Origin of the sequence: Paracoccus sp. S-4012, from assembly GCF_009674885.1 — a bacterium.
In the GTDB taxonomy this organism is placed as follows: domain Bacteria; phylum Pseudomonadota; class Alphaproteobacteria; order Rhodobacterales; family Rhodobacteraceae; genus Paracoccus.
In genome coordinates, this window is record NZ_WKKA01000005.1 from 176,658 (window position 1) to 201,697 (window position 25,040).

The window sequence follows — 25,040 nt, forward strand, 5'->3', positions numbered from 1 at the left end:
ACGGCTCCCTCACATTCGGCCGCAGGGATAGCGCGCCCGCCCGGGACCCGCCATGCCTTCTTCTGTCCGACAAATATCCCCGCCGGAGGCCCGCCGCGTCAGCGGCGGAAGGTCAGGTAATGCGGCGCCCGCCCCTCGCGCAGGGCCTTCTGCTCGTAGCGGGTCGAAGGCCAATCCGCCCACGGCTCCGCGCCCTCGGAGACCAGCGTGAACCCGGCCGCCGGCACCTCCTCGAGCGCCTGCCGGACATAGTCGGGGATATCGGTCGCCACCCGGAACTCCGCCCCCGGCGCCATGACGCGGGCGAGCGGGCCGAGATGTTCGCGCGTCACGAAGCGGCGGCGGTGGTGGCGGGCCTTGGGCCAGGGGTCGGGGTAGTTGAGGAAGCCCCGCGCGACCGAGGCGTCGGGCAGCACGTCCATCAGGTCGCGCGCATCGCCCGGATGCACGGCGAGGTTCGAGACCCCGGCGGCGCGGATCTTCCCCAGCAGCATCGCCACGCCGTTGATGAAGGGCTCGGCGCCGATGATGCCCACATCAGGGTAGCGCGCCGCCATCGCCACCATGTGCTCGCCGCCGCCGAAGCCGATTTCGAGCCAGACCGGCCGCCCGCCGAACATGGCCGCGAGGTCGAGCGGGCGGCGCTCGGGGTTCTCCTCCCACGACACCCCGCGCGGGCGCAGCTCGCCGAGGTCCTCGGCGAGATAGCCCTTCTGGCTCGGCCGCAGGGTCTTGCCGTGGCGGCGGCCGTAGAAGTTGCGGTGCGGGCGAGCGGTCACGGCCGGCGCGGCCTCACTCCGCCAGCCGCGAGATCACCACCGTGACCTCGGGCTTCTTGCCCACTTCCTCCATTGACACCTGCCGCGTGATGCGGCGGATCGCCTCGTCCATCTTCCCGTCGTCGGCCACCGTGCGCGGATCGGCGCGGTCGAGGAATTCGGCCAGCTCGGCCTCGATCTGCGCGGCGAGATCCGCGCGCGAGCGGCCCTTCGCGGGCAGGCCCATGCACTCGACCCAGGCGTCGGGCAGCGGGCGGTCGTCCTCGTCGATGATGATCGAGACCACCGCATGGCCGTTCAGCGCCATGCGGATGCGGTCGCGCACCACGCCGTCCATGCTGCCGATCAGCACCGTGCCGTCGAGATAGGTCCGCCCGGTGTCGATCTGGTCCACGAGCTTCGGCCGCTCGCCGGTCAGGTCGATCATGTCGCCGTTGACCGCCACCATCGAGGCGATGCCCTTGGCGCGGCCGAGCTTCATGTGCTCGCGCAGATGCATGTGTTCGCCATGCATCGGGATCAGGATCTGCGGCTTCAGCAGGTCGTGGATCGCCTCAAGGTCGGGGCGGTTGGCGTGGCCGGAGACGTGGTAGGTGCCCGAATCGGCGTCGAACACGTCCACGCCCTTCTCCGACAGCCAGTTCATGATGCGGATCACCGGCCGCTCGTTCCCCGGAATCGTGCGCGAGCTGAAGAGGAAGCTGTCGCCCTCCTTCAGTTCCAGCCCCAGATAGCGGCCCCGCGCCAGTTGCGCCGAGGCCGCGCGGCGCTCGCCCTGCGAGCCGGTCACGATCAGCATCACCTCGCCGCGCGGCAGCTTGGCCGCCTCCTCGGGCGCGATGGTGTTGGGGAAGCTGGTCAGCACGCCGGTCTCGACCGCGGCGCCGATCATCTTCCGCATCGCCCGGCCCAGCAGGCAGATCTGCCGGCCCGCCGCGACCCCCGCCTCGGCCAGCGTCTTCACTCGCGCCACGTTGCTGGCGAAGGTCGTGGCGACCACCAGTTGCTTGCGGCCCATGACGAAGTCGAGCAGCGGATTGGCCAGCAGCGCCTCGGACCGCCCCGGATGAGTCGAGAAGACGTTGGTCGAATCGCAGGTCAGCACCTTCACGCCGCGCCCCTCGCGGGCGATCTCGTGCCAGAGTATCGGGTCGAAGGCCTCGCCCACCACGGGCGTGCCGTCGAGCTTGAAGTCGCCGCTGTGGATCACGCGGCCGGCGGGGCTGTCGATGATGAGCGCGGCGCTTTCCGGGATCGAGTGGCTGACCGGCAGGAACTGGACCCGGAACGGGCCGGCCTCGACCACCGCCGGGCGCGGCTCGACGATCCGCAGGCTGTCGAGCGGGCGGCCGTTCTCCTCCATCTTCAGGCGGGCAAGCGCGCCGGTGAACTTGCGGCAATAGACCGGCACCTTCAGCCGGTCCCAGAGGAGGCCGAGGGCGCCGACGTGATCCTCGTGCCCGTGGGTGATGAAGATCGCCTCCAGCCGGTCGCGGTTCTCCTCCAGCCAGGTGAGGTTCGGCATGATAAGGTCGATGCCGGGCGAGCCGTCCATGTCGCCGAAGGTGACGCCCAGATCGACGAGGATCAGCCGCTCGCGCCCCGCAGGCCCGTAGCCGTAGACATAGGCGTTCATGCCGATCTCGCCGGCACCGCCGAGGGGCAGATAGATCAGTCGGTCAGCCATCGGCATGCTCCCGGTTGAAGTCGTGAATGAGGCGCAGGCCGTGCATGGTCAAATCGTCCTCGATGGCGTCGAAGAGGTCGGCGCCCTGTGCGAACAGCGGCGCGAGGCCGCCGGTTGCAATGATTTTCATCGGCCGCCCGCGTTCGGCGCGAATGCGGCGGTTTATGCCTTCGATGAGGCCGGTATAGCCCCAGAACACGCCCGACTGGATGCAGGCCACGGTGTTGGTGCCGATCACCTTCTCGGGCATGGTCACGTCCACATGCGGCAGCGCCGAGGCGCCCATGTGCAGCGCCTCGAGGCTGAGGTTCACGCCGGGCGAGATCACGCCGCCGACATAGGCGCCGTCGGTGTCCACCACGTCGAAGGTGGTCGCGGTGCCGAAATCGACCACGATCAGGTCGCCGCCGTGGCGGTCGAAGGCGCCCACCGTGTTCACCAGCCGGTCGGAGCCGACATTGGTGCCGGGATCGACCCGCGGCGGCACCGGCAGCAGGCATTCGGGTTTGCCGACGACGACCGGGCGGATGTCGAAGTAACGGTTGCAGAGGACGCGGAGGTTGAAGACCACCCGCGCCACGGTCGAACTGATGATGCAGTCGGTGATCTTCGGGTCGAGCTTTTCCAGCGTCTTGAGGGCGGAAAGCCAGACGAAATACTCGTCCGCCGTGCGGCGGTGATCGGTGGAGATGCGCCACTGGGCGAGGAAGCGCGAGCCGTCCCAGACCGCGAAGGTGGTGTTGGTGTTGCCACAGTCGATGCAGAGGAGCATGGGCCTCACCCGAAATGGACGTCGGCGGCGGGGATCGCCTCGCGCCCCGCAGCGGTGGTCAGGATCAGCGCGCCGGTGGCGTCGATGCCGTCGAAGCGGCCCTGCCGGGTGACGGCCCCGGTGCGGGCGGTGATCGTCTCGCCCAGCCGCGCGGCGCGGGCGAGCCAGGCGGCGCGTGTGGCGGCGAAGCCCTCGCGGGCCAGTTCCCGCTCGCGCGCGGTGAAGGCGGGGGCGAGGAGGTCGAGGAGCGTCTCCGGGTCGACGTGGTGCCCCGTCTCGCCCGCGACCGAGACCGGCGGCACCGCGCCCGGCTCCAGCGTCTGCGGTTCAGGCGCATGGGCGAGGTTCACGCCGATGCCGATGGCGAGCGCGGCGGGGCGGCGGCCCGAGCCGGCGCTCTCCAGCAGGATGCCCGCCACCTTGCCGCCGTTCAGCAGCACGTCGTTCGGCCATTTGAGCGCCAACCGCGCCGAGGGTCCGCAGACCTGCGCGAGCGCGTCCTGGAGCGCGAGCGCGGCGACGAAGCTGAGCCGGGCTGCATCGGCGGGCGGCCCCGCCGGAAAAGTCAGCAGCGTGGCCGCGAAGTTGCCGGGCGGGTCGGACCAGGCCCGCCCGCGCCGCCCGCGCCCCGCCGTCTGGCGGAGGGCGAGGAACCACGCCGGGCCGGTCAGCTCCGGCGCGCGGCGCAGCGCCTCGGCATTGGTGCTGTCGATCTCGGCCAGGACATGCCGGGCCACGCCCTCGGGCCAGGCGGCGGCGTCAGTCAACGGGCGCGAGCCCGATGGCCACCGGGTCGAGGCTGGGCGCCGGGGCCGGCACCTGCGCCACCAACTCGCCCGCGGCGACCGCGGCGGCATCGTCCACCCCGAACATCGTGACCGCGCCGAACACCAGGATCGCCGCCGACGCGCCCAGCATCAGCGCCTGCCAGGTGCCCATGCGGGTCGTCGCCGGGTCGTTCTCGGCCCCGAAATACATGTAATAGACGATCCGCAGGTAGTAGTAGGCGGCGATCACCGAGGCGATCACCCCCGCCACCGCCAGCCATGCGAGCCCCGCGTCCAGTGCTGCCGCAAGAACCGCGAACTTGGCGAAGAAGCCCAGCAGCGGCGGCACGCCGGCGAGGCTGAACATCAGCACCAGGACGGCAAAGGCCTGCAGCGGCTCGTCTCGGGAAAAGAGGTTCAGGCTGCGCAGGTCGGTCACCGGATGGCCGTTTCGCTCCATCGACAGGATGAAGGCGAAGACGCCCACGTTCATGACGGTGTAGATCGCCATGTAGATCAGCATCGCCTCGACGCCGAGCGCCGTGCCCGCGGCGAGGCCCATCAGCGCGAAGCCCACATGCGAGATCGAGGAATAGGCCATCAGGCGCTTGAAGTCGGTCTGCCCGATCCCCGCGAACGCGCCGAGGAACATCGACAGCAGCGAGAGCGCGACCAGGATCTGGGTCCAGTCCTCCGGCACCTGGCCGAAGGCGCCGAACATCAGCCGCGCGATCAGCGCCACGCCCGCGACCTTGGGCGCCGAGGCCAGCAACGCCGTGATCGGCGTCGGCGCGCCCTCGTAGACGTCCGGGGTCCACATGTGGAACGGCACCGCCGAGACCTTGAAGGCGAGACCGGCGAGCAGGAAGACCAGCCCGAAGAGCAGCCCGGTGGGCAGATGCCCGGCCTGCACCACCTGCACGATGCCCCCGAACTGGGTCGTGCCGGCGAAGCCGTAGACCAGCGAGGCGCCGTAGAGGATCAGGCCCGAACTCAGCGCGCCGAGGACGAAATACTTCAGGCCCGCCTCGGAGGAGCGCTCGGACTGGCGGCGCATGGCGGCGAGGACGTAGAGCGACAGCGACTGCAGCTCGAGCCCCATGTAGAGGATCAGCAGGTCGCCGGCCGACACCATCAGCATCATGCCGATGCTGGACAGCGTGAAGAGGATCGGCACCTCGAAGCGCAGCATGCCGTAGCGCTGCAGGTGGTTGGCGCTCATGGCGAGGACCGCGGCGCTGCTGACGAGGATCAGCACCTTGGAGAAGCGCGCAAAGCCGTCATCGATGAAGATGCCGCCGAAGGCCGGGGCATAGGGCTGCCGCATGGCGACGGCGAGGGCGGCCGCGAGGAGCGCGGCGACCGTCGTCCAGAGGATCGCGGATGCAGCCTCGTCCTTGCCGAAGAAGGCGCCCGCCATCAGCGCGACGAGCGCGTAGAGGGCGAGGCCCGCCTCGGGCAGGATGGTGGCGAAATCGAGTGCAGTCATCTCTCTCTCCGCCTTCTCAATGCCCGCCCAGGGCGGCGGTCTCGACCGCCGTCCCAAGGCCGACCCCCGCCAGGCTCGCGTCATCGGCCGGGATGCCGGCGTCGACATGGTTCAGCAGCGCCGCCACTGACGGCCCGGTGATGCCGGTGACGAGGCGGGGATAGACGCCGAGCAGCAGGGTCATCGCGACCAGCGGCACGAACAGGAACTGCTCGCGCCGGGTCATGTCGGTGATCCCGCGCAGCCCCTCCTTCACCAGCGCGCCAAAGGCGACGCGCCGGTAGAGCCAGAGGCCGTAGGCTGCCGACAGGATCACGCCGGAGGTCGCGACCACGGCGACCCAGGTGTTGACCCCGAAGACGCTGAGCAGCGTCAGGAATTCGCCCACGAAGCCCGAGGTGCCGGGCAGGCCCACATTGGCCATGGTGAAGAACATGAACACGAGCGCGTAGACCGGCATCCGGTTCACCAGCCCGCCATAGGCGTCGATCTCGCGCGTGTGCATCCGGTCGTAGATCACGCCCACGAGGAGGAACAGCGCGCCAGAGATGAAGCCGTGCGAGATCATCTGGAAGATCGCGCCGTCGAGCCCGGTGTGGTTCATCGCGAAGATGCCCATGGTCACGAAGCCCATATGCGCGACCGAGGAATAGGCGATCAGCTTCTTCATGTCGGTCTGCGCCAGCGCCACCAGCGAGGTGTAGACGATGGCGATGGCCGAGAGCCACAGGATCAGCGGCTGGAAGATCTCGGCGGCGACCGGGAACATGGGCAGGCTGAAGCGCAGGAAGCCGTAGCCGCCCATCTTCAGCAGCACCGCCGCCAGCACGACCGAGCCCGCGGTGGGCGCCTGCACATGGGCGTCGGGCAGCCAGGTGTGGACCGGCCACATCGGCATCTTCACCGCGAAGCTGGCGAAGAAGGCGAGGAACAGCAGCGTCTGCACGCCGCCCACGATGGTCAGCCCGAGGACGCGCATCGGCTCGGCCGCGAAGGGATGCGTCAGCAGCGTCGGGATGTCGGTCGTGCCGGCCGCGAAATACATCGCCACCATCGCGACCAGCATCAGCACCGAGCCGAGGAAGGTGTAGAGGAAGAACTTGAAGGCCGCATAGACCCGCTCGCGCCCGCCCCAGATGCCGATGATGAGGAACATCGGGATCAGGCCGCCCTCGAAGAACAGGTAGAAGAGGATCAGGTCGAGCGCGGTGAACACGCCGATCATCAGCCCCTCGAGGACGAGAAAGGCGATCATGAAGTGCTTGACCCCGTCCTCGACATGCCAGGCCGACAGGATCACCAGCGGCATCAGCACCGTGGTCAGCATCACGAACAGGATCGAGATCCCGTCCACGCCCATCTTGTAGCGCAGCCCGAGAATCCAGGCGCGGTCCTCGACGAACTGGAAGCCGGTGTTCTGCGGATCGAACCCCCAGAGCAGCGCCAGCGAGATCAGGAAGGTCGCGGTGGTCGCGGTCAGCGCCAGCCACCTGGCGTTGTGACCGGCGCCTTCCTCGTCGCCCCTGAGGAAAACGGCGAGGACGATCGCCGCGACGATCGGCAGGAAGGTGATGATCGAGAGCAGGTTCGTCATGTCAAAGCGCGCCCCGCATCGTCACCCAGAGAAGCAGGGCGACGAGGCCCAGAACCATGGCGAGGCCATAGTGGAAGATGTAGCCCGACTGCAACCGCTGCGCCCCGCGCGTGAGCCAGGGCACGATGCCCATCGCCAGCCCGTTGATCCCGCCGTCGATCACCCGCCCGTCGCCGCCCCGCCAGAGCAAGCGGCCGATCCCGCGGGCGGAGCGCACGAAGACCCAGTCGTAGATCTCGTCGAAATACCACTTGTTGAGCGCGAACTCGTAGAGGGGCCGCAGGTTCGCCGCGAGCCGGTCGGCCGCGCCGCGGTCGCGGATGTAGAACATCCAGGCGACCAGCAGCCCGAGCAGCATCGCCACGAAGGGCGAGGCCTTCACGAGCGCGGGCGAGTGGTGCGCCTCGTCGAGGACGTGGTTGTCGGGGTGCATGTAGATCGCGCTGCCGACCGGCGGCGGCACGTCGGTCCGGGGCGGGCCGCCGCGGAACCAGGTCCCGGAGGCGTCGGGCTGCGCCGCGACCACGCCCTCGGCCGCTTCGGCCGGGGCCGTGGCGCTGTCGGCCGGGTCCGCCTCGGCATGGGCGGCCGCCTCGGCGGTGCCGTGGCCCATGTGGAACCACTCGGCCACGCGGTCGTGGCTGCCGAAGAACGGGCCATACCAGACCATGCCCGCAACCACCGCGCCGACGGCGAGGGCCACCAGCGGGATGGTCATCACCCGCGGGCTCTCATGCGCGTGCTTGTAGGCGTGGAGCGGGTCGTGGTGGTCGTCGTGATGCCCACCGGGGACCGGCTGGACCTCCTCCTCGGCCTTGATCTCGGGGTCCCAGACCCGCTGCGGGCGCGGCTCGCCGAAGAAGGTCAGGAACATCAGCCGCCACGAGTAGAAGCTGGTGAAGGCGGCCGCGATCACGAGGAGCCAGAAGGCGTAGCCGGAGCCGGAGGCCCAGGCGCTCTCGATGATGGCGTCCTTCGACAGGAAGCCGGCGAAGCCGATGGTGGTCAGCGGGATGCCGACGCCGGTGATGGCCAGCGTGCCGATCATCATGGTCCAGAACGTCACCGGCAGCTTCGAGCGCAGCCCGCCGTAGTTCCGCAGGTCCTGCTCGTGATGCATCGCGTGGATGACCGAGCCGGCGCAGAGGAACAGCAGCGCCTTGAAGAAGGCGTGGGTGAAGAGGTGGAACATCGCCGCCGAATAGACGCCGACGCCCGCGGCCACGAACATGTAGCCGAGCTGCGAGCAGGTCGAATAGGCGATCACGCGCTTGATGTCGTTCTGCACGAGGCCGACCGTCGCCGCGAAGAATGCGGTCGAGGCGCCGATGAAGACGATGAAGGTCCGCGCGTCGGGCGCGAATTCGTAGAGCGGCGACATCCGGCAGACGAGGAACACCCCCGCCGTCACCATGGTCGCGGCGTGGATCAGGGCCGAGACCGGGGTCGGACCCTCCATCGCGTCGGGCAGCCAGGTGTGCAGCCCGAGCTGCGCCGACTTGCCCATCGCGCCGATGAAGAGGAGCACGCCGATCAGGTTCGCGGCGTTCCACTCGGTCCAGAGAAAGCTCACCTGCGTCTCGGCCAGCACCGGCGCGGCGGCGAAGATCGCGTCGAAGGCGACGCTGCCGGTCAGCCACCAGATGCCGAAGATGCCCAGCAGGAAGCCGAAATCGCCGACGCGGTTGACGATGAAGGCCTTCATCGCTGCGGCGTTGGCCGAAGGCTTGCGGTAGTAGAAGCCGATCAGCAGGTAGGAGGCCAGGCCCACCCCCTCCCAGCCGAAGAACAGTTGCAGCAGATTGTCGGCCGTCACCAGCATCAGCATGGTGAAGGTGAAGAACGACAGATAGGCGAAGAACCGCGGCCGGTAGCTCTCGCCCGGCCCCCAGTTGTCGTCATGGGCCATGTAGCCCACCGAGTAGAGGTGCACGAGCGCCGAGACCGTCGTGACCACCACCAGCATGATCGCCGTCAGCCGGTCGATCTTCAGTGCCCATTCCGAGTGGAAGTCGCCCGAAACGATCCAGTCGAATACCGGCACCGTGTAGGGCACCCCGTCGAAGCCGAGGAAGATGACCCAGCTGAGCGCGCAGGCGATGAACAGGACGCCCGTGGCGAGCCAGACGGCCCCCTCCTCGGAGATCACCCGCCAGCCGAAGCCCGCGATCACCGCCGCGAGGAGCGGTGCGAAGACGATGAACAGTTCCATGCGTTCAGCCCCGCATCCGGTTGGCGTCCTCGACCTCGATGGTCCCGCGGTTGCGGAAGAAGACCACGAGGATCGCGAGGCCGATGGCCGCCTCGGCCGCGGCGACGGTCAGGACGAACATGGTGAACACCTGGCCCACGAGATCGCCCAGATAGGCCGAGAAGGCGACGAAGTTGATGTTGACCGCCAGCAGCATCAGCTCGAGCGACATCAGGATGACGATGACGTTCTTGCGGTTGACGAAGATGCCGAAGATCCCGGTGACGAACAGGATCGCCCCCACGACGAGGTAGTGTGTCAGTCCGATCATCGCGCCTTCGTCCCTCCGGTCCGTTGCCGGTCGTCGTTCGTCTCTGCCCCGGCTCGCCCCGCCGGGTGGGTCTGCCAGTGCGGGGGGCCTAGAGCCCCTGGCCCGGCTTAGGGTCGGTCATCCGCATGGCCTTGGCCGGGTCGCGCCACATCTGCTGCAGCACGTCCTGGCGCTTGATGTCGCGGCGGTGGCGCATGGTCAGCAGGATCGCCCCGATCATCGCCACCAGCAGGATCAGCCCCGCCAGCTGGAAGGCCAGGAGGTAGCGGTCATAGAGGACCATCCCGAGCGCGTGCGTGTTCAGCGTGTTCCCGGCGATCGGCACCTGCCGCATCTCGGCCGCCGCGCCCGCCGGCTCCCAGGCGCCATAGGCGAGGGCCAGCATCGTCAGGATCACGAGGCCCATGACCAGCGCCAGCGGCAGATAGCGCGCGAACTCCGCCTTCAGCCGGGCGAAGTCGATGTCGAGCATCATCACCACGAAGAGGAACAGCACCGCGACCGCGCCGACATAGACGATCACCAGCAGCATCGCCACGAACTCGGCCCCGAGCAGCACGAAAAGGCCCGCCGCGCAGAGAAAGGCGAGGATCAGCCACAGCACCGAATGGACCGGGTGGCGCGAGATCACGACGCCGACGCCGGAGACCACGGCCGTCACCGCGAAGAGGTAGAAGGCGAAGGTCATCATTCCTGCGTGCCCTCCTCGGGTTCCTCGTCGAACACGGCCTGCGCCAGTTCGAGGCCCTTCTGCATCGCCGGCAGGCCACCGAACATCGCGCTCTGGAAGATCGTCTCGGCGATCTCGCGGCGTCCGGCACCGGCGGTGCGGGCATGGCGCACGGTCAGCCGGATCTGCGGCTCCGCCACCGCGCCCTGCGCGATCAGCCCGGCCAGCGTCACCAGCAGCCGCGTGCGGGCGTCGAGGCCCTCGCGGTTGAAGGTCTTGCCCCACCACATCTCCAGCATCTCGGCCGGCATGGTGGGGATCATCTTCTCGAAGCTCTTCGGGTTGAAGGTCTCGAGCGCCGGGTTGAAGGCGCGCGCCATCTCCTGCCCGGAGGCCAGCATCTGCTGAATGAGTCGGGTATAGGCGTCGCTCATCGGTAGGGCGCGTCCAGCGCGAGGTTGCGGGCGATCTCGGCCTCCCAGCGGTCGCCGTTCTCGAGCAGCTTCTCCTTGTCGTAGAACAGCTCCTCGCGGGTCTCGGTCGCGAATTCGAAGTTCGGCCCCTCGACGATGGCATCGACCGGGCAGGCCTCCTGGCAGTAGCCGCAGTAGATGCATTTCGTCATGTCGATGTCATAGCGGGTGGTGCGGCGCGAGCCGTCCTCGCGCGGCTCGGCGTCGATGGTGATCGCCTGCGCCGGGCAGATCGCCTCGCAGAGCTTGCAGGCGATGCAGCGCTCCTCGCCGCTGGGATAGCGGCGCAGCGCGTGCTCACCCCGGAAGCGGGGGCTGAGGGGGCCCTTCTCATGCGGGTAGTTGATCGTCGCCTTGGGCGCGAAGAAGTAGCGCATCCCGATGCCGAAACCCTTGATGAAGTCCCACATCAGGAAATACTTGGTCGCGCGGGCGAAATCGACGGCCATCAGCCGAACTCCCGGCCGTCGCGCGCGATGGCCTTCGCCTCGGCATCCTCCTGCGCCTCGTCCACCGGCCGCGCGTAGCGGTCGAAGGCCGCGACCACCTGCCGCTTGGCGGCATCGGCGTCGGCGAGGTCCAGCCGCGCCAGTTCGGCCGTCAGGAACGCCGCAAACTCGGCCTTCTCGATCTCGGTGGCGTTGGCGAGCGCAGTCGCAATCTCATGGGCCATGGGTCAACCTCCGGTAACGACGGTGCCGATCTGGGTCAGGTGGTCCCACCGCGCCCAGGCGCCGCCGAGCACCTGGAACTTGGCGAGGAAGGCCACGATCACGACCCAGGCCAGCGACAGCGGCAGGAACACCTTCCAGCCGATCCGCATCAGCTGGTCGTAGCGGTAGCGCGGCACGATCGCCTTCACCATCGCGAACATGAAGAACCAGATCCACATCTTCAGGACCATCCACAGGGCCCCGTCGGGCAGCCCCGGAATGGGCGACAGCCAGCCGCCGAAGAACAGGATCGAGATCAGCGCGCACATCAGGAAGATCGCGATGTACTCGCCCGCCATGTAGAGCAGGTATGGCGTCGAGCTGTATTCGACCATGTGCCCGGCCACCAGCTCCGACTCGGCCTCGACGAGGTCGAAGGGCGGGCGGTTGGTTTCGGCGAGGCAGGACACGAAGAACAGCGCCAGCATCGGCAGATGCGGCAGCCAGTACCAGTTGAGGAACCCGTAGGCGCCATCCTGGCTCGCGACGATGCCCGACAGGTTCAGCGTCCCGGCCGAGATGATGATGCCGATGATGATGAGGCCGAGGCTGACCTCGTAGGAGATCATCTGCGCGGCCGAGCGCAGCGAGGCGAGGAACGGGTATTTCGAGTTCGAGGCCCAGCCGCCCATGATGACGCCGTAGACCTCGAGCGAGGACACGGCGAGGACGAAGAGGATGCCGACATTGATGTCGGCCATCACCCAGCCGGGCGCGAAGGGGATGGCCACGAAGACGGTCAGCGCCAGCGTCATGGAGAGGAACGGCGCCAGGAAATAGACGAACTTGTCGGCGCCCGCCGGGATGACGATTTCCTTCACCACATATTTGATCGCGTCGGCGAAGGTCTGGAACAGGCCCCAGGGCCCGACGACGTTCGGCCCGCGACGCATCTGGACCGCGGCCCAGATCTTGCGGTCGCCATAGACCATGTAGACCAGCGACAGCATCACGAAGGCAATGATCGCCAGACCCTGCGCGAGGTAGATGACGAAGAGCCCGAGCGGCGATGCAAAGAACTCAGCCATTCACGTCCGTCCTCTTACGCCGCGGGGATGCCGCGGGCCTCGCATTCCGCCAGCGTCGCATCTGCCTGCACGACGCTCAAGCCCATCGGCTCCTGACCGGACACGGTAAAGACCGATGCCACGCGCAGGCGGCCGCCGGCGCTCTGCTGAAGGGTGCGGATGTGGCGCGCATAGGGCGTGCCGGTCCGCTTCGCCCAACCGGCGAGCGCGCATGTCGCATAGGCGAAGGCGGTATCCGCGTCCACCCCCTGCTTCAGATTGGCCGTGACCTCGACCAGCCGCGCGCCCTCGCCGATGGCACCGCGCGCGGGCCGCCCGGCGATCTGCGGCGACTCGCCGGGCTGCAGCTCCGCCACCCGCGTGCCAAGGAAAATCGACGGATCGGCGGCCTCGCCCCCCTCCGGCAGTGAGGGGCGGCGGAGGGCCCCGAACTCGGCCTCCATCAGCTCCTGCGCCGTGGCGCGCGGCGACGCTGCGGCACTTGCGGCCGCGACCAGCTCCGCCTCGCTGCGCGCCATGGCCGCCTGGCCCCGCGCGCTGCCGAGCGGCAGCCGCCGCACCCGCCCCTCGAGGTCGCGCACGAGGATCTCGCCCGAGCGGGTCTCGACCGTGGCGGGGAGCGCGCCGGTGTCGGTCTGGAGCACGGTCTGGAAGGTCTCGGGCTTGGCGCGGGGCCGCCCCGTGGCGTCGGTGCCCGCGCCGCCGCAGCCGGCCAGCAGCAGCGCGGCGGCGAACCCCGGCCCCGCTGACCACCTGCCCGCCATATGACGCGCGCCTACTCGGCCGCCAGCGGCGCCGGCGCCCGGCGCTCGGCGGCAATCGCGGCAAGCTCGGCCATCAGCACCGAGGCGCGGGCGATCGGGTTCGTGAGGTAGAACTCCTCCACCGCCGGGCGGAAGTCCACGCGTCCCTCGGCCCCGCCCATGTCGCGGAGCGGCAGCGCCTGCCACTCGTTCTCGGCCACCTCGTCCACGCGGCCAAGATGCGGATGCGCCGCGACGAGGTTGCGGCGAAGCGCCGCGAGGTTGTCCCAGGGCTGCGTCGCGCCCAGTTCGGACGAGAGCGCGCGCAGGATGGCCCAGTTCTCCTTCGCCTCGCCCGGCGGGAAGTTGGCGCGCAGGGCAAGCTGCGGGCGGCCCTCGGTGTTGACGAAGAGGCCGTTCTCCTCGGTGTAGCAGGCCGCGGGCAGGATTAGGTCGGCGCGATGCGCGCCGCGGTCGCCGTGGCTGCCCTGGTAGATCACGAACGGCCCGCCCTTGGCCCGCGGTGCGATCTCGACCTCGTCGGCGCCGAGCGAGAAGATGACCTCCGCCCCCTCGATCGCGGCGGCCAGCCCGCCCTCCGTCACCGCGCCCACATCCATGGCGCCGACCCGGCTCGCGGCGGTGTGCAGGACCAGCAGCTTCGAGGCGCTGTTCTCGGCCAGTCGCATGGCATGGGCCAGCACCGCCTCGCCATCGGCCTCGCGCAGCGCGCCCATGCCGACGACAACGACGGTCGGCTTGGCCCGCGTCTCGTCGGTGATGTCCGCGCCCGAGAGCCCGGCGAGCGCCGCGCGGTCGGTTCCCACATGCGCGTAGTCATAGGTCAGGTCCGCCGCCGGACCGATCAGCCCGATCTTCGCGCCATGCAGCCACGCCTTGCGGATGCGGGCGTTCAGCACCGGCGCCTCGTTGCGGGGATTGGTGCCGATCAACTGGATCATCTGCGCGTCGTCGAGGTCCGCCACGCGCGCCGTCCCGACATAGCCCGAGCGGTTGCCCGCAGGCAGCCAGGCGCCATCAGTGCGGCATTCGACCACGCCGCCCTGCCCCTCGATCAGCTGCTTCAGCGCGAACACCGCCTCGACCGGGGCCAGATCGCCGATCAGCCCCGCGACCCGCCGCCCCTTCATCGCCGCGGCCGCCGCCTCGAGCGCCTCGGGCCACGACGCCTCGCGCAGCCGGCCGTTCTCGCGGATATAGGGCCGGTCCAGCCGCTGCCTCCGCAGCCCGTCCCAGACGAAACGCGACTTGTCCGACAGCCACTCCTCGTTGGTGCCGTCATGGTTGCGCGGCAGGATGCGCATGACCTCGCGGCCCTTGGTGTCGATGCGGATGCTGGAGCCAAGCGCGTCCATCACGTCGATCGATTCGGTCTTGGTCAACTCCCAGGGCCGCGCCGTGAAGGCATAGGGGCGGGACACGAGCGCGCCGACCGGGCACAGGTCGATGATGTTGCCCTGCAGGTTCGTGTCGAGCGTCTGGTTGAGGTAGCTGGTGATCTCGCTGTCCTCGCCGCGGCCGGTCTGGCCCATCTGCGGCACGCCCGCGACCTCGGTGATGAAACGCACGCAGCGGGTGCAGCTGATGCAGCGGGTCATGTGCGTCTCGACCAGCGGGCCGAGGTTCAGCTCCTCCACGGCGCGCTTGGGCTCGCGGTAGCGGCTGAAATCGACGCCGTAAGCCATCGCTTGGTCCTGCAGGTCGCACTCGCCCCCCTGATCGCAGATCGGGCAGTCGAGCGGGTGGTTGATGAGCAGGAACTCCATCACCCCCTCGCGCGCCTTCTTCACCATCGGCGAGTTGGTGCGAATCTCGGGCGGCGCGCCGTTCTGGCCGGGGCGCAGGTCGCGCACCTGCATGGCGCAGGAGGCGGTCGGCTTGGGCGGCCCGCCCACGACCTCCACCAGGCACATGCGGCAGTTGCCCGCGATCGAGAGCCGCTCGTGATAGCAGAAGCGGGGAATTTCGATGCCCGCGATCTCGCAGGCCTGGATCAGGGTCAGGTTCGGATCGACCTCGATGTCGCGGCCGTCGATGCGGAGGGTGCGGAGGTCGGTCATGGTGTCTCAGCCTTCGTGTGAACCCGCCTCAGGGGAGGCGGGTGAAACGGTATACCTGGGGCGCCGTGGACTGCCCAATGTCGGAGGGATCGGCCAGCACCTGCAGCCGCATCCATCGCGCGTTCGGCCGCCAGGTCGCAAGCCCCTCGACCGTCTGGCTGAGCGGGCGGCGGCTGTCGGCGGGCAGCGCGGTGCGCCAGCGGCTGCCGTCGGGCGCGGTGCAGGTGATGGAGGCGGTGGAGATATCGCCGGTGACGGTGATCCGCGGCATGCCGCGCAGGTCCTGCCCGCGACGAACCGACGCATGCGGGGCCGAGGCCTCGCAGTTCACGCCCTTCGGCGTGAAGAGGTCGAAGCGCAGCGTCCAGGAGTGATGCGGCGCGGCCATCAGGTCGCCCGCGAGCATGGCGACGGCGGCCAGCGCCAGCAGGGTCACGCCAATCCATTTCATGAGCGCGTTCCTCATTTCGCCACCAGAAGGCTGCCGATGATCGACCGCCGCTCGATCTCGGCCCGGCCGAGGGCGCAGGCCCCGGCCTGATCGGTCGCGCCGTTGCGGGCGAGGTAGTCGTCGGCGATGGCGTAGATGCGCGCCTTGTCGGCGTCGCTGTCGAGAAAGGCGTCGATCTGCGCCGCGCTGTAGCCTTCCTGCTCGGCATAGCGCTTCAGCGCGCGGGCCTCGCTCCAGGCATAGACCAGCCGCGCGTCGATGCTGGGGCAGGTGCGGCGGATGCGGTCGGCGATGCGGGCTGAAATCAGACGGTCGTTGATGTAGCGCTCCTCGGAGAGCGGCTCGAGCGCCACGGCCGGCATGGCGGCGCCGAGGCCAAACGCGAGGGCGAGCGAGGCGGCAAGGATCTTCATCGACGGGTCTCCCCTGCGGTTGAGCCCGCGAGCCTACCACGCCGCTCCGGCCGCGGCCCGACACGGTCGCGTGTGGCGCGCGTCAGAACCACGGCCTGTGCCCGACGACATAGGCCTCATGGAACTCCTCGTCGGTGCGCAGCAGGTAGAGGATGCCCTCGACGATCGCGATGATGCCGACGATCCAGGTGGGGACGAAGAAGAACAGCCAGCCGAACAGCGTCGCCAGAGCCATGACCGCGCCTGCGCCGTTATAGCCGAGGTAGAACTTGTGGATGCCGAGCGAGCCGAGGAAGATGGCGAGCAGCCCGGCGGTGATCCGGCTCTTGCTGCCCGCGTGCACCGGCAGGTCATGCCGCGCCACGCGCGGGGCGCCCGGATCGGGGTAGACGTCGACCGCGCGGCCCTCCTGCGCCTCGAAATCCACCGCCACGCCCACCGCCGCGATCTGGCCGGAGCCTTTCAGGTCGCCGGCGGTGAAGGCGTAACGGCTGCCGTTGACCGCCCGGATGACACCGTCGCCGGTGTGATCGTCGATGTGGAGGATCTGGCCTTTCATCGCCTCAGGGTCTCGACTCAAGCTCCGCCACGCGCTGCTTCAGCGCGTCGATTTCGTGGGTCAGAAGATCAAACCGCTCGCCGGCCTTCTCGGTCACGAGCGAGGCATGGGCGGAATAGCCCATCGCCGTGATGGCGGTGTCGCGCAATTCCTCGAGGGTGCGGTCGATCCGGGTCAGGCGCTCGCCATGCGTTTCCTGCATGCGGCGCATCACGCTCATCTCGGCGCGGATTTCGCGCAAAAGGTGCAGGACAAGGTTGTCGTCGCTCTCGGCCATCCAGATTACTCCGCCGCCATCGCCCCCATGCGCCCGGTCTGCCGGGCCTTGATCCGGTCCTCGATCTCTTCGCGGAAGTTTCGGATAAGCCCTTGAATCGGCCAAGCCGCGGCATCGCCGAGCGCGCAGATCGTATGGCCCTCGACCTGCTTGCTCACATCATAGAGCATGTCGATCTCCTCGATCTCGGCCTCGCCCCGGACCAGCCGCTCCATCACCCGCATCATCCAGCCGGTGCCCTCGCGGCAGGGGGTGCATTGCCCGCAGCTCTCGTGCTTGAAGAACTTCGACAGCCGCCAGATCGCCTTCACCACGTCCGTCGACTGGTCCATGACGATCATGCAGGCGGTGCCGAAGGACGAGCGCAGGTCGCGCATGCCGTCATAATCCATGATCGCGTCCTCGCACTGCTCGGCCGTCAGGACCGGGCAGGAGGCGCCGCCGGGGATCACCGCCTTGAGGTTCTTCCAGCCGCCGCGCACGCCGCCGCCGTGCCGGTCGATCAGCTCGCGAACCGAGATCGACATCGCGTCCTCGACCACGCAGGGGGCGTTGATGTGCCCGGTGAGGCCGTAGAGCTTCACGCCCGCGTTGTTCGGGCGGCCGAAGCCCGCGAACCACTCGGCTCCGCGGCGCAGGATCGTCGGCACCACGGCGATCGATTCGACGTTGTTGACGGTCGTCGGGCAGCCGTAGAGGCCCGCGCCCGCCGGGAACGGCGGCTTCATGCGCGGCATGCCCTTCTTGCCCTCGAGGCTCTCCAGCAGCGCCGTTTCCTCGCCGCAGATATAGGCGCCCGCCCCGTGGCTGAGGTAGAGGTCGAAGTCCCAGCCTGACTTCGCCGCGTTTCGGCCCAGCAGGCCCGCGTCGTAACACTCGTCGATGGCGGTCTGGAGCGCTTCGCGCTCGCGGACGAACTCGCCGCGGATGTAGATGTAGGCGGCATGCGCGCCCATGGCGAAGCTGGCGATCAGCGCGCCCTCGATCAGCGTGTGCGGATCGTGGCGCATGATCTCGCGGTCCTTGCAGGTCGCGGGCTCGGATTCGTCGGCGTTGATGACGAGGTAGGAGGGGCGGCCGTCGCTCTCCTTCGGCATGAAGGACCATTTGAGGCCGGTGGGGAAGCCTGCGCCGCCGCGGCCGCGCAGGCCGGAGGCCTTCACCTGCTCCACGATCGCGTCGCGGCCGCGCGCCAGGATCTCGGCCGTGCCGTCCCAGGCGCCCCGCGACCGCGCGCCCTTCAGGCTGCGGTCGCGCATGCCGTAGAGGTTCTGGAAGATGCGGTCCTGATCGCTCAGCATGTCGAAGTATCCTTGAAGATCGCGGCCCTCAGGCCCGCCGCCGCTGCCAGATGCGCCATGTCACGGCCAGCGACCAGACGAAAGCCGCGATGGCGGCCAGATCGAAGAGGAAGGCGAAAGCCGGGTCCCAGCCCAGACGTCCGCCGAGCCACGAGAGGCCCAGCCACAGCACCATCGCCGCGGTCATGACCACCGCGACGAGGCGCGCCTGCCCGGCGTCGCGGCGCTCGGCCTCGGTGGGCGCGCGCGGGATGGGGCGGGCGGCGCTCACGGCGCGAGATCCCCGCCTCCGGCAAGACGGCGGGCCTGTCCGACCCAATCCTCGCGGCGGATGCGCTGCCCGAGCGGCCCCATCATGGCGGAAACGCGGGTGATGTCGGCGTCCGACCAGGCGGCGATCTGCGAAAAGCGGGTGATGCCGTTGTCCGCGAACCAGTCGCGCGCCATCGGCCCCACGCCGCGGATGCGGGTCAGGTCGTCACCGGTCCCGGCGCCGGCTTCGTCGCGGCGCTCCAGCGGGACGATGTGCCCCTCGGGCCCGCCATCCGCGCCGGCTTCGGAGTCAGCCGAGGGCGGGGCCATGCCCGAGGATTCGAGCGCCGCCTGCTCCGACGCCGAATCCGCGTGCCGCATGGGCACCTGCGGCATGTTGTCGGACAACTGGTCCGGATTGCCCTCGACCGAGACATCCCCGGACCGGACATTCTGCTCCGGCGCGCCGCGGGCCGGATCGCCTTGCGCGGAGAGCGCGGGAGAGCGCGTCATGGCGGCCGGCTCAGGCTCGCCGCCGGCCGGGACCTGGCTGGTCGTGGCGTCCTGTTTCGAGGTTGCAGCCGCGCCCTGCGCACCGCCGGTCGCCGTTCCGTCCGCGCTCTGCATCGCCCGCACGCCTTCGCCAATCCGCACCGGCTCGTCGCCGCGCGCCATCGTCACCCTTTCGAGTGGCGGGCCGGGGGGCACGCGCGCAATCGGGTTGAGCGGCCCCTCCTCGCTCACGTCGCCGCCAGGCTTCACCACGCGGCGGGTCGGCACGAAGGGCTCGGACCGCCAATCCGCGGCGAGGATCGCCGAGTGCTCCTCGGCGCCGCCGCGGCCCTCGCAGACGCCCCAGACCAGCAGCCCGGTGATGAGCACCCATGCCAGGATGCCGAGAACCAGCGCTGCCAGCAGCGACATGCCCCCGATCGTCACCAGCCACATCAGCACGAAGAGGCCGATGACCCCGCCTGCGACCTGGCTCCGCTGCCTGCAATTCCCGCCCATGCAACCCTCCTTGCGGCTCAGCCCCCGCCTTCGCTGCGTCCCCCGCCTTCGGCGGCAGGCTGCCGCCTCACCGTCGCCTCGCCGGGGTCCACGTCCTGCAGGCGCGCGGCCGCAGCGTCAGGCTCCCGCGCGCCGGCCGGGCGGCCGGGGGAGCCGGCCTGGGCTTCCTGAACCGTAACGCCGGTCGCATCGACTGCGATCCCGGCGCCGGGCTGCGGTTCGATTTCTGCCGGCACATCGACATCCTCGCCCGCGGTCAGCCACGGCGTGCGGAGCGGCACCTCGCGGCCGTCGATCCGCTTGAGCGTGTCGCGCAGATCCACCGCCGCCTGCGCGCTCGCGTTGTAGCGCAGCACCGGCGGGGCCTGGTCGGAAAGCGTGGTCGCCCCGCCCAGCGGCTCGGAGGCATAGCGGCCGTTCTGCGGCCCCGGCACCGGCACCTGCCCTGCTGCCATGGCGTCGATCAGTTCCGCCAGCTTCTGCGGCGTCAGGTCTTCGTAGTAGTCCTTGCCGATCTGGGCCATCGGCGCATTGGCGCAGGCGCCCGCGCACTCGACCTCCTCCCAGCTGAAGTTGCCGTCGGCGCTGAGGGTATGCGGCTCGGGCGCGATCTTCTCGCGGCAGACAGCGATCAGGTCCTCGGCCCCGCAGATCATGCAGGTGGTGGTGCCGCAGATCTGGATGTTCGCAATGCGGCCAACGGGCTGCAGCTGGAACATGAAGTAGAATGTGGCGACCTCGAGGCCGCGGATATAGGGCATCCCCAGCATGTCGGCCACGTATTCGATCGCCGGACGCGAGAGCCAGCCCTCCTGCTCATGCGCGCGCCACAGGATCGGGATGATGGCCGACGCCTGCCGCCCCTCGGGGAACTTGGTCATCTGCGCCCTCGCCCAGGCGAGGTTCGCGGGCGTGAACTCGAAGCTCTCGGGCTGGACGGGGGCGAGGCGGCGGAGCATGGGACCCTCAGTGTTGGGCAGTCAGCAGCAGGGCCGCGCCGGCAAGCGAGGCGATCCCGGCGACGGTATGGGGACGGTGGCGGTGCCCGGCGCGGGCATGGACGAGCGCATCGACGAAGGAGGCGAGCGCGAAGGACAGGAGCAGCGCCAGCAGGAAGCCGGCATGGGCGGTGACGGCGGCGGCGAAGGCCAGCAGCGCCTGCGCGGCGTAGCGCCCGGCCATCACCTGCCCCAGCAGTTCGGGCCGGTGGTCGAGCCGCGCCAGCCCGCCCTGCGGATCGGCAGCCACCATGACCGTCAGCCCGAGGGTGACGGCCACGGCGATCCAGCCGACCAGCGGCAGGGCGAGGCCGGCGCTCATCTGTCGATCTCGCCGAACACGACGTCGATGGTGCCGATGATGGCGGCGACATCGGCCAGCATGTGGCCCTTGGTCATCCAGTCGGCCGCCTGCAGGTGCAGATAGCCCGGCGCCCGCAGCTTGGCGCGATAGGGCTTGTTGGTGCCGTCCGAGACCAGATAGACGCCGAACTCGCCCTTGGGCGCCTCGACGGCGGCATAGACCTCGCCCTCGGGCAGCTTGAACCCTTCGGTGTACAGCTTGAAGTGGTGGATCAGCGATTCCATGTCCCGCTTCATCTCGGCCCGGCGGGGAGGCGACAGCTTGCCGCGATGCATCACGTCGCCCGGCGGCTCGGCCTTCAGCTTGGCCACCGCCTGGCGGATGATGCGGGTCGACTGGATCATCTCCTCCATGCGGCAGAGATAGCGGTCGTAGCAGTCGCCATTGGTGCCCACGGGCACCTCGAACTCGAACTCGTCATAGCACTCATAGGGCTGGCTGCGGCGCAGGTCCCAGGCGAGCCCGGAGCCGCGCACCATCGGCCCGGAGAAGCCCCAGTCGAGGATGTCCTGCTCCTTCACCACGCCGATATCGACGTTGCGCTGCTTGAAGATGCGGTTCTCGGTCAGCAGCGTGTGCAGGTCGTCCACCCGGCGGGGGAAGGCCACGGCCCAGTCGTCGATGTCGTCCAGAAGCTGCGGCGGCAGGTCCTGATGCACGCCGCCAGGGCGGAAATAGTTGGAATGGACCCGCGCGCCGCTGGCCCGCTCGTTGAAGATCAGCAGCTTCTCGCGTTCCTCATAGCCCCAGAGGGGCGGCGTCAGCGCGCCCACGTCCATGGCCTGCGAGGTGACGTTCAGCAGGTGGTTCCCGACCCGCCCGATCTCCGAGAAGAGGACCCGGATCAGCTGCGCCCGGCGCGGCACCTCGACGCCCGCCAGCTTCTCGATCGCGAGGCACCAGGCGTGCTCCTGGTTCATCGGCGCGGCGTAGTCGAGGCGGTCGAGATAGGGCAGGTTCTGCAGGTAGGTGCGGCTTTCCATCAGCTTCTCGGTGCCGCGGTGCAGCAGGCCGATATGCGGGTCGGCACGCTCGACCACCTCGCCGTCGAGTTCGAGGATCAGCCGCAGCACGCCATGCGCCGAGGGGTGCTGGGGGCCGAAGTTGAGGTTGAAGTTGCGGATGCGCTGCTCGCCCGTCAGCCGGTCCTGGCTGCCGTCGTCATAGACGTTCTGACGAATGTCGCCGTCCATCTCGGCCTCCTCAAAGCCCGGCGGCGGCGCGCTTGGCGGCCAGCCGTTCGGTAAAGTTGCTCGATCGGACTACCGCCCGCCGGTGACGCCCGCCGCCAATGCGCTCGACGCCGTCATGGGCCTCGACCCGGAACCAGATGAAGCGGCCATCGACCTCTTCGACCTCGGTTTCGACGGTGATCGTCTGCCCCGGAAGCGTCGGCGCGGCGTGGTCGAAGTCCACATGGACGCCGAGCGAGGTCTCGCCCTCTTCCTGGAAGGGTCGCATCTGCTCAAGGCAGGCCCATTCCATCAGCGCCACCATCTGCGCGGTGGCGAAGACGGGGGGCAGGCCGGGAAACGCCCCTGCCCCGTCCCGCTGCTCGGACAGCAGCGCGGGCACGAGATGCGACGGCTCGACCACCATCTCATGGCGCGCGCGGGCGCCGGGTTCGAGGCCGGGCTTCACGGCGCCTTCCGCTCCGGGGCGGGCGCGGCCGGCACCGGCTCGGTCGATTTCTCGTCGCCCGGCAGGATGTATTTCGCCCCCTCCCAGGGCGAGAGGAAGTCGAACTGCCGGTATTCCTGCGTCAGCTTCACCGGCTCGTAGACCACGCGCTGCCGGGTCTCGTCGTAGCGGACCTCGACATAGCCGGTGGTGGGGAAGTCCTTGCGCAGGGGATGGCCGCGGAAGCCGTAGTCGGTGAGGATGCGGCGCAGGTCCGGGTGGCCCGAGAACAGGATCCCGAACATGTCGAAGACCTCGCGCTCGAACCAGTTGGCGCTCGGGTGGAGGCCGGTCAGCGATGGCACCAGCTCGTCCTCGCGCACCGCGGCCTTCAGCCGGATGCGGCGGTTAGTATACATCGACAGGAAGTGCCAGACCACGTCGAAGCGGGCCGGACGCTCCGGGTAGTCCACCGCGGTGATGTCCACGAGCGTGGAGAAGCGGCAATCGGGTGCGCTCCGCAACCCCTCGACCACGGAGAGCAGGCCGGAGAGCGTGACGGTCAGCGTCAGCTCGCCGAGGGCCACGCTGGCGTCGATCACCTCGTCGGCGAAGCGGGCCGGCAGTTCGGCCGCGAGGTCGTCGAGCGCCTCGAGATCGGGATAGACGGCCATCGCGTTCACCTCACCAGCGTGCCGGTGCGGCGGATCTTCCGCTGCAGCTGCAGGATGCCGTAGAGCAGCGCCTCGGCCGTCGGCGGGCAGCCGGGCACGTAGATGTCCACCGGCACGATCCGGTCGACGCCGCGCACGACGCTGTAGCTGTAGTGATAGTAGCCGCCGCCATTGGCGCAGCTGCCCATCGAGATCACGTAGCGCGGCTCGGGCATCTGGTCGTAGACCTTGCGCAGCGCCGGGGCCATCTTGTTGGTCACGGTGCCCGAGACGATCATCAGGTCCGACTGCCGCGGCGAGGCACGCGGCGCGGTACCGAACCGCTCGAGGTCGTAGCGCGGCATCGAGGCGTGGATCATCTCGATCGCGCAGCAGGCGAGGCCGAACATCATCCAGTGCAGGCTGCCGTTGCGGGCCCAGTTGATGATGTCCTCGGTGGTCGTCAGGATGACGCCCTTGTCCTGCAGCTCGCGGTTCAGCGCCCGCACCGCGACATCGCGGTCGCCCCCGGCGGTATTGAGGCCGGTCTGCACGCCCCCCGTCTGCAGCGCGCCCCTTTGCGCGCCTTCGGGAAAGATCAGCCCCGACTGCACCCCGGTCGGATGCGCGCCGTGATGCGACGGACCGGCGCCGCCGACCCGCTCGCCCTGCTTGTCCATCACGCCCATTCCAGAGCCCCCTTGCGCCACTCATAGGCGAAGCCGACCGTGAGGACGGCGAGGAACACCATCATCGACCAGAACGCCACCTCGCTGATCGAGTGGAAGCTGGCCGCCCAGGGGAACAGGAACGCCACCTCGAGGTCGAAGATGATGAACAGGATCGAGACCAGGTAGAAGCGCACGTCGAACTTCATCCGGGCGTCGTCGAAGGCGTTGAAGCCGCATTCATAGGCGCTGACCTTCTCGGGGTCGGGGTTGCGGACGGCGACGAGCGCCGCCGCGGCGACCAGCACGATGGCGAGCGCCGAGGCCATGCCGAAGAAGATCAGGATCGGCAGGTATTCGCGGGGCAGGTAATCCAAGGGCCAAGGCTCCCTGTTGCGCGCCGCGTCACCGCGCGCGGGTGTGGATGCGCCGGTTTAGACCGGGGGCGGGATGGGGTCAACCGAAGCCGAGGCCGCCACGCGGCCTGCGACGCCGCGGCTCACCCGCGCCGGTGCGTCGCCGCGACCCGCGCCGCCTCGGCATAGATGCCGGTCATCAGGTTCAGCGCATGCGCCGCCTCGTCGAGCCGCCCCGCCAGCCCCGGCAACGCCTGGATGGCGCCGATCAGCAGGCGGCGGCGCAGCGCGGCGTAGTCCTCGCAGACCCGCCGCCCCTCCACGGTCGCCTCGTAGGTGACGCCGGTCCGGCCCGAGCCGCGCTTCTCGACCAGCCCGGCGCCGATCAGCTTGCGCAGGCTGTACTGGATATTCGGCACGTCGTCGCGGTTCGTCAGCCGCGCCAGCTCCTTCACCGATTTCGGCCGTCCGTTCATCGCGATGACGTGCAGCATCGCGTTCTCCGGCCCCGTGGCCGCGAGGTCGCTGACGCAGGCGAGGCATTCCGACTGCCAGCGCCCGAAACCCTCGAAGGCGCGCATCAGCGCGAATTCGAGTTCGGTGATCCCGACCTCGGCCGCGTCGGCCGCCAGGTGCCAGCGGCGGTCGAGGCCGGGGATGTCGGGGGATGTCGTCGGCTTGCCGGTCATGGCCGCAGTCTGGCGCGGAAGCCGGGCCGCAAACAAGTGTTGACGGGGCGGGATCAGATAGAGTTTCAATCTTAAATTACGTCATAACGTCGCAGGGGAGGATTCGCGAC

30 protein-coding genes are annotated in these 25,040 nt (G+C 69.2%); all 30 read right to left on the reverse strand.

Annotated features, from left to right (window positions below; all coding sequences use genetic code 11):
• Positions 1-98 precede the first annotated feature (98 nt).
• A complete protein-coding gene (locus GI374_RS09005; RefSeq protein WP_370515243.1) occupies positions 99-779 on the reverse strand; it encodes a tRNA (guanosine(46)-N(7))-methyltransferase TrmB in 681 nt (226 codons plus the stop codon).
• 13 nt (positions 780-792) lie between these two features.
• On the reverse strand, positions 793-2,466 hold the full coding sequence (locus GI374_RS09010) for a ribonuclease J (RefSeq protein ID WP_154336732.1): 1,674 nt from the start codon (positions 2,464-2,466) through the stop codon (positions 793-795).
• On the reverse strand, positions 2,459-3,238 hold the full coding sequence (locus GI374_RS09015; RefSeq protein ID WP_154336733.1) for a type III pantothenate kinase: 780 nt from the start codon (positions 3,236-3,238) through the stop codon (positions 2,459-2,461). Before GI374_RS09015 ends, GI374_RS09010 begins: the two co-directional genes overlap by 8 nt.
• Positions 3,239-3,243: 5 nt before the next feature.
• Entirely contained in the window at positions 3,244-4,005 is a 762-nt protein-coding gene (locus GI374_RS09020; protein WP_229582985.1) for a biotin--[acetyl-CoA-carboxylase] ligase, read from the reverse strand.
• The gene (gene nuoN / locus GI374_RS09025) at positions 3,998-5,494 is read right to left on the reverse strand and encodes an NADH-quinone oxidoreductase subunit NuoN (protein ID WP_154336735.1); all 1,497 of its coding nucleotides are present in this window, start codon (positions 5,492-5,494) and stop codon (positions 3,998-4,000) included. The genes GI374_RS09020 and nuoN overlap by 8 nt, the downstream gene beginning before the upstream one ends.
• A gap of 16 nt (positions 5,495-5,510) precedes the next feature.
• Complete coding sequence (locus GI374_RS09030; RefSeq protein WP_154336736.1) at positions 5,511-7,088, reverse strand: NADH-quinone oxidoreductase subunit M; 1,578 nt, start codon at positions 7,086-7,088, stop codon at positions 5,511-5,513.
• Between the two features lies 1 nt (position 7,089).
• Positions 7,090-9,300 carry an NADH-quinone oxidoreductase subunit L gene (gene nuoL, locus GI374_RS09035; protein ID WP_154336738.1) on the reverse strand — a complete coding sequence of 737 codons (2,211 nt, stop codon included), beginning with the start codon at positions 9,298-9,300 and terminating at the stop codon, positions 7,090-7,092.
• 4 nt (positions 9,301-9,304) lie between these two features.
• Positions 9,305-9,610: an NADH-quinone oxidoreductase subunit NuoK gene (gene nuoK / locus GI374_RS09040; RefSeq protein ID WP_154336739.1), complete on the reverse strand. Its 306-nt coding sequence runs from the start codon at positions 9,608-9,610 to the stop codon at positions 9,305-9,307.
• 88 nt (positions 9,611-9,698) lie between these two features.
• The gene (locus tag GI374_RS09045; protein WP_154336740.1) at positions 9,699-10,301 is read right to left on the reverse strand and encodes an NADH-quinone oxidoreductase subunit J; all 603 of its coding nucleotides are present in this window, start codon (positions 10,299-10,301) and stop codon (positions 9,699-9,701) included.
• On the reverse strand, positions 10,298-10,714 hold the full coding sequence (locus tag GI374_RS09050; protein ID WP_154336742.1) for a carboxymuconolactone decarboxylase family protein: 417 nt from the start codon (positions 10,712-10,714) through the stop codon (positions 10,298-10,300). The genes GI374_RS09045 and GI374_RS09050 overlap by 4 nt, the downstream gene beginning before the upstream one ends.
• A complete protein-coding gene (nuoI, locus tag GI374_RS09055) occupies positions 10,711-11,202 on the reverse strand; it encodes an NADH-quinone oxidoreductase subunit NuoI (RefSeq protein ID WP_154336743.1) in 492 nt (163 codons plus the stop codon). Before nuoI ends, GI374_RS09050 begins: the two co-directional genes overlap by 4 nt.
• Complete coding sequence (locus tag GI374_RS09060) at positions 11,202-11,426, reverse strand: hypothetical protein (protein WP_154336745.1); 225 nt, start codon at positions 11,424-11,426, stop codon at positions 11,202-11,204. Before GI374_RS09060 ends, nuoI begins: the two co-directional genes overlap by 1 nt.
• 3 nt (positions 11,427-11,429) lie before the next feature.
• Positions 11,430-12,494: an NADH-quinone oxidoreductase subunit NuoH gene (nuoH, locus tag GI374_RS09065; protein ID WP_154336746.1), complete on the reverse strand. Its 1,065-nt coding sequence runs from the start codon at positions 12,492-12,494 to the stop codon at positions 11,430-11,432.
• 14 nt (positions 12,495-12,508) lie between these two features.
• A complete protein-coding gene (locus tag GI374_RS09070; protein WP_154336748.1) occupies positions 12,509-13,258 on the reverse strand; it encodes a hypothetical protein in 750 nt (249 codons plus the stop codon).
• 11 nt (positions 13,259-13,269) lie between these two features.
• Positions 13,270-15,318 (reverse strand): NADH-quinone oxidoreductase subunit NuoG, encoded by a 2,049-nt coding sequence (nuoG, locus tag GI374_RS09075; RefSeq protein ID WP_154336749.1) that lies wholly within the window; start codon positions 15,316-15,318, stop codon positions 13,270-13,272.
• A gap of 28 nt (positions 15,319-15,346) precedes the next feature.
• Complete coding sequence (locus GI374_RS09080; RefSeq protein WP_154336751.1) at positions 15,347-15,769, reverse strand: hypothetical protein; 423 nt, start codon at positions 15,767-15,769, stop codon at positions 15,347-15,349.
• Between the two features lie 11 nt (positions 15,770-15,780).
• Entirely contained in the window at positions 15,781-16,182 is a 402-nt protein-coding gene (locus tag GI374_RS09085) for a DUF5333 domain-containing protein (RefSeq protein WP_154336752.1), read from the reverse strand.
• A gap of 82 nt (positions 16,183-16,264) precedes the next feature.
• Complete coding sequence (locus GI374_RS09090; protein ID WP_154336753.1) at positions 16,265-16,741, reverse strand: TM2 domain-containing protein; 477 nt, start codon at positions 16,739-16,741, stop codon at positions 16,265-16,267.
• 4 nt (positions 16,742-16,745) lie between these two features.
• Complete coding sequence (locus GI374_RS09095) at positions 16,746-17,018, reverse strand: hypothetical protein (RefSeq protein WP_154336754.1); 273 nt, start codon at positions 17,016-17,018, stop codon at positions 16,746-16,748.
• 5 nt (positions 17,019-17,023) lie between these two features.
• Positions 17,024-18,319 carry an NADH-quinone oxidoreductase subunit NuoF gene (gene nuoF / locus GI374_RS09100; RefSeq protein ID WP_154336755.1) on the reverse strand — a complete coding sequence of 432 codons (1,296 nt, stop codon included), beginning with the start codon at positions 18,317-18,319 and terminating at the stop codon, positions 17,024-17,026.
• A 28-nt stretch (positions 18,320-18,347) separates the two neighbouring features.
• Positions 18,348-18,590, reverse strand: coding sequence for a DUF5337 domain-containing protein (locus tag GI374_RS09105; RefSeq protein ID WP_154336756.1), 243 nt, complete (start codon positions 18,588-18,590; stop codon positions 18,348-18,350).
• Positions 18,587-19,582 carry a hypothetical protein gene (locus tag GI374_RS09110; RefSeq protein WP_154336757.1) on the reverse strand — a complete coding sequence of 332 codons (996 nt, stop codon included), beginning with the start codon at positions 19,580-19,582 and terminating at the stop codon, positions 18,587-18,589. Before GI374_RS09110 ends, GI374_RS09105 begins: the two co-directional genes overlap by 4 nt.
• A 17-nt stretch (positions 19,583-19,599) precedes the next feature.
• On the reverse strand, positions 19,600-20,541 hold the full coding sequence (gene nuoE / locus GI374_RS09115) for an NADH-quinone oxidoreductase subunit NuoE (RefSeq protein ID WP_154336758.1): 942 nt from the start codon (positions 20,539-20,541) through the stop codon (positions 19,600-19,602).
• A gap of 7 nt (positions 20,542-20,548) precedes the next feature.
• Positions 20,549-20,902: a hypothetical protein gene (locus GI374_RS09120; protein WP_154336759.1), complete on the reverse strand. Its 354-nt coding sequence runs from the start codon at positions 20,900-20,902 to the stop codon at positions 20,549-20,551.
• Positions 20,899-22,137, reverse strand: coding sequence for an NADH-quinone oxidoreductase subunit D (locus tag GI374_RS09125; RefSeq protein ID WP_154336760.1), 1,239 nt, complete (start codon positions 22,135-22,137; stop codon positions 20,899-20,901). Before GI374_RS09125 ends, GI374_RS09120 begins: the two co-directional genes overlap by 4 nt.
• Before the next feature lie 10 nt (positions 22,138-22,147).
• On the reverse strand, positions 22,148-22,585 hold the full coding sequence (locus GI374_RS09130) for a thioesterase family protein (RefSeq protein ID WP_154336761.1): 438 nt from the start codon (positions 22,583-22,585) through the stop codon (positions 22,148-22,150).
• Entirely contained in the window at positions 22,582-23,238 is a 657-nt protein-coding gene (locus tag GI374_RS09135; protein ID WP_154336762.1) for an NADH-quinone oxidoreductase subunit C, read from the reverse strand. Before GI374_RS09135 ends, GI374_RS09130 begins: the two co-directional genes overlap by 4 nt.
• Positions 23,239-23,243: 5 nt before the next feature.
• Positions 23,244-23,906: an NADH-quinone oxidoreductase subunit B family protein gene (locus GI374_RS09140; RefSeq protein WP_370515244.1), complete on the reverse strand. Its 663-nt coding sequence runs from the start codon at positions 23,904-23,906 to the stop codon at positions 23,244-23,246.
• The gene (locus GI374_RS09145) at positions 23,897-24,262 is read right to left on the reverse strand and encodes an NADH-quinone oxidoreductase subunit A (protein WP_154336763.1); all 366 of its coding nucleotides are present in this window, start codon (positions 24,260-24,262) and stop codon (positions 23,897-23,899) included. Before GI374_RS09145 ends, GI374_RS09140 begins: the two co-directional genes overlap by 10 nt.
• A gap of 122 nt (positions 24,263-24,384) precedes the next feature.
• Positions 24,385-24,930, reverse strand: a complete 546-nt coding sequence (locus GI374_RS09150) for a winged helix DNA-binding protein (protein ID WP_154336764.1) — start codon at positions 24,928-24,930, stop codon at positions 24,385-24,387.
• Positions 24,931-25,040: the final 110 nt, after the last annotated feature.

Bases quoted from the DNA above. Each gene is read 5' to 3' on its own strand.
- GI374_RS09010 (WP_154336732.1), bottom strand. From the start codon at position 2,466: ATGGCTGACCGACTGATCTATCTGCCCCTCGGCGGTGCCGGCGAGATC.
- GI374_RS09015 (WP_154336733.1), bottom strand. From the start codon at position 3,238: ATGCTCCTCTGCATCGACTGTGGCAACACCAACACCACCTTCGCGGTC.
- nuoN (WP_154336735.1), bottom strand. From the start codon at position 5,494: ATGACTGCACTCGATTTCGCCACCATCCTGCCCGAGGCGGGCCTCGCC.
- GI374_RS09030 (WP_154336736.1), bottom strand. From the start codon at position 7,088: ATGACGAACCTGCTCTCGATCATCACCTTCCTGCCGATCGTCGCGGCG.
- nuoL (WP_154336738.1), bottom strand. From the start codon at position 9,300: ATGGAACTGTTCATCGTCTTCGCACCGCTCCTCGCGGCGGTGATCGCG.
- nuoK (WP_154336739.1), bottom strand. From the start codon at position 9,610: ATGATCGGACTGACACACTACCTCGTCGTGGGGGCGATCCTGTTCGTC.
- GI374_RS09045 (WP_154336740.1), bottom strand. From the start codon at position 10,301: ATGATGACCTTCGCCTTCTACCTCTTCGCGGTGACGGCCGTGGTCTCC.
- GI374_RS09050 (WP_154336742.1), bottom strand. From the start codon at position 10,714: ATGAGCGACGCCTATACCCGACTCATTCAGCAGATGCTGGCCTCCGGG.
- nuoI (WP_154336743.1), bottom strand. From the start codon at position 11,202: ATGGCCGTCGATTTCGCCCGCGCGACCAAGTATTTCCTGATGTGGGAC.
- GI374_RS09060 (WP_154336745.1), bottom strand. From the start codon at position 11,426: ATGGCCCATGAGATTGCGACTGCGCTCGCCAACGCCACCGAGATCGAG.
- nuoH (WP_154336746.1), bottom strand. From the start codon at position 12,494: ATGGCTGAGTTCTTTGCATCGCCGCTCGGGCTCTTCGTCATCTACCTC.
- GI374_RS09070 (WP_154336748.1), bottom strand. From the start codon at position 13,258: ATGGCGGGCAGGTGGTCAGCGGGGCCGGGGTTCGCCGCCGCGCTGCTG.
- nuoG (WP_154336749.1), bottom strand. From the start codon at position 15,318: ATGACCGACCTCCGCACCCTCCGCATCGACGGCCGCGACATCGAGGTC.
- GI374_RS09080 (WP_154336751.1), bottom strand. From the start codon at position 15,769: ATGAAATGGATTGGCGTGACCCTGCTGGCGCTGGCCGCCGTCGCCATG.
- GI374_RS09085 (WP_154336752.1), bottom strand. From the start codon at position 16,182: ATGAAGATCCTTGCCGCCTCGCTCGCCCTCGCGTTTGGCCTCGGCGCC.
- GI374_RS09090 (WP_154336753.1), bottom strand. From the start codon at position 16,741: ATGAAAGGCCAGATCCTCCACATCGACGATCACACCGGCGACGGTGTC.
- GI374_RS09095 (WP_154336754.1), bottom strand. From the start codon at position 17,018: ATGGCCGAGAGCGACGACAACCTTGTCCTGCACCTTTTGCGCGAAATC.
- nuoF (WP_154336755.1), bottom strand. From the start codon at position 18,319: ATGCTGAGCGATCAGGACCGCATCTTCCAGAACCTCTACGGCATGCGC.
- GI374_RS09110 (WP_154336757.1), bottom strand. From the start codon at position 19,582: ATGGGCGGGAATTGCAGGCAGCGGAGCCAGGTCGCAGGCGGGGTCATC.
- nuoE (WP_154336758.1), bottom strand. From the start codon at position 20,541: ATGCTCCGCCGCCTCGCCCCCGTCCAGCCCGAGAGCTTCGAGTTCACG.
- GI374_RS09120 (WP_154336759.1), bottom strand. From the start codon at position 20,902: ATGAGCGCCGGCCTCGCCCTGCCGCTGGTCGGCTGGATCGCCGTGGCC.
- GI374_RS09125 (WP_154336760.1), bottom strand. From the start codon at position 22,137: ATGGACGGCGACATTCGTCAGAACGTCTATGACGACGGCAGCCAGGAC.
- GI374_RS09135 (WP_154336762.1), bottom strand. From the start codon at position 23,238: ATGGCCGTCTATCCCGATCTCGAGGCGCTCGACGACCTCGCGGCCGAA.
- GI374_RS09140 (WP_370515244.1), bottom strand. From the start codon at position 23,906: ATGGGCGTGATGGACAAGCAGGGCGAGCGGGTCGGCGGCGCCGGTCCG.
- GI374_RS09150 (WP_154336764.1), bottom strand. From the start codon at position 24,930: ATGACCGGCAAGCCGACGACATCCCCCGACATCCCCGGCCTCGACCGC.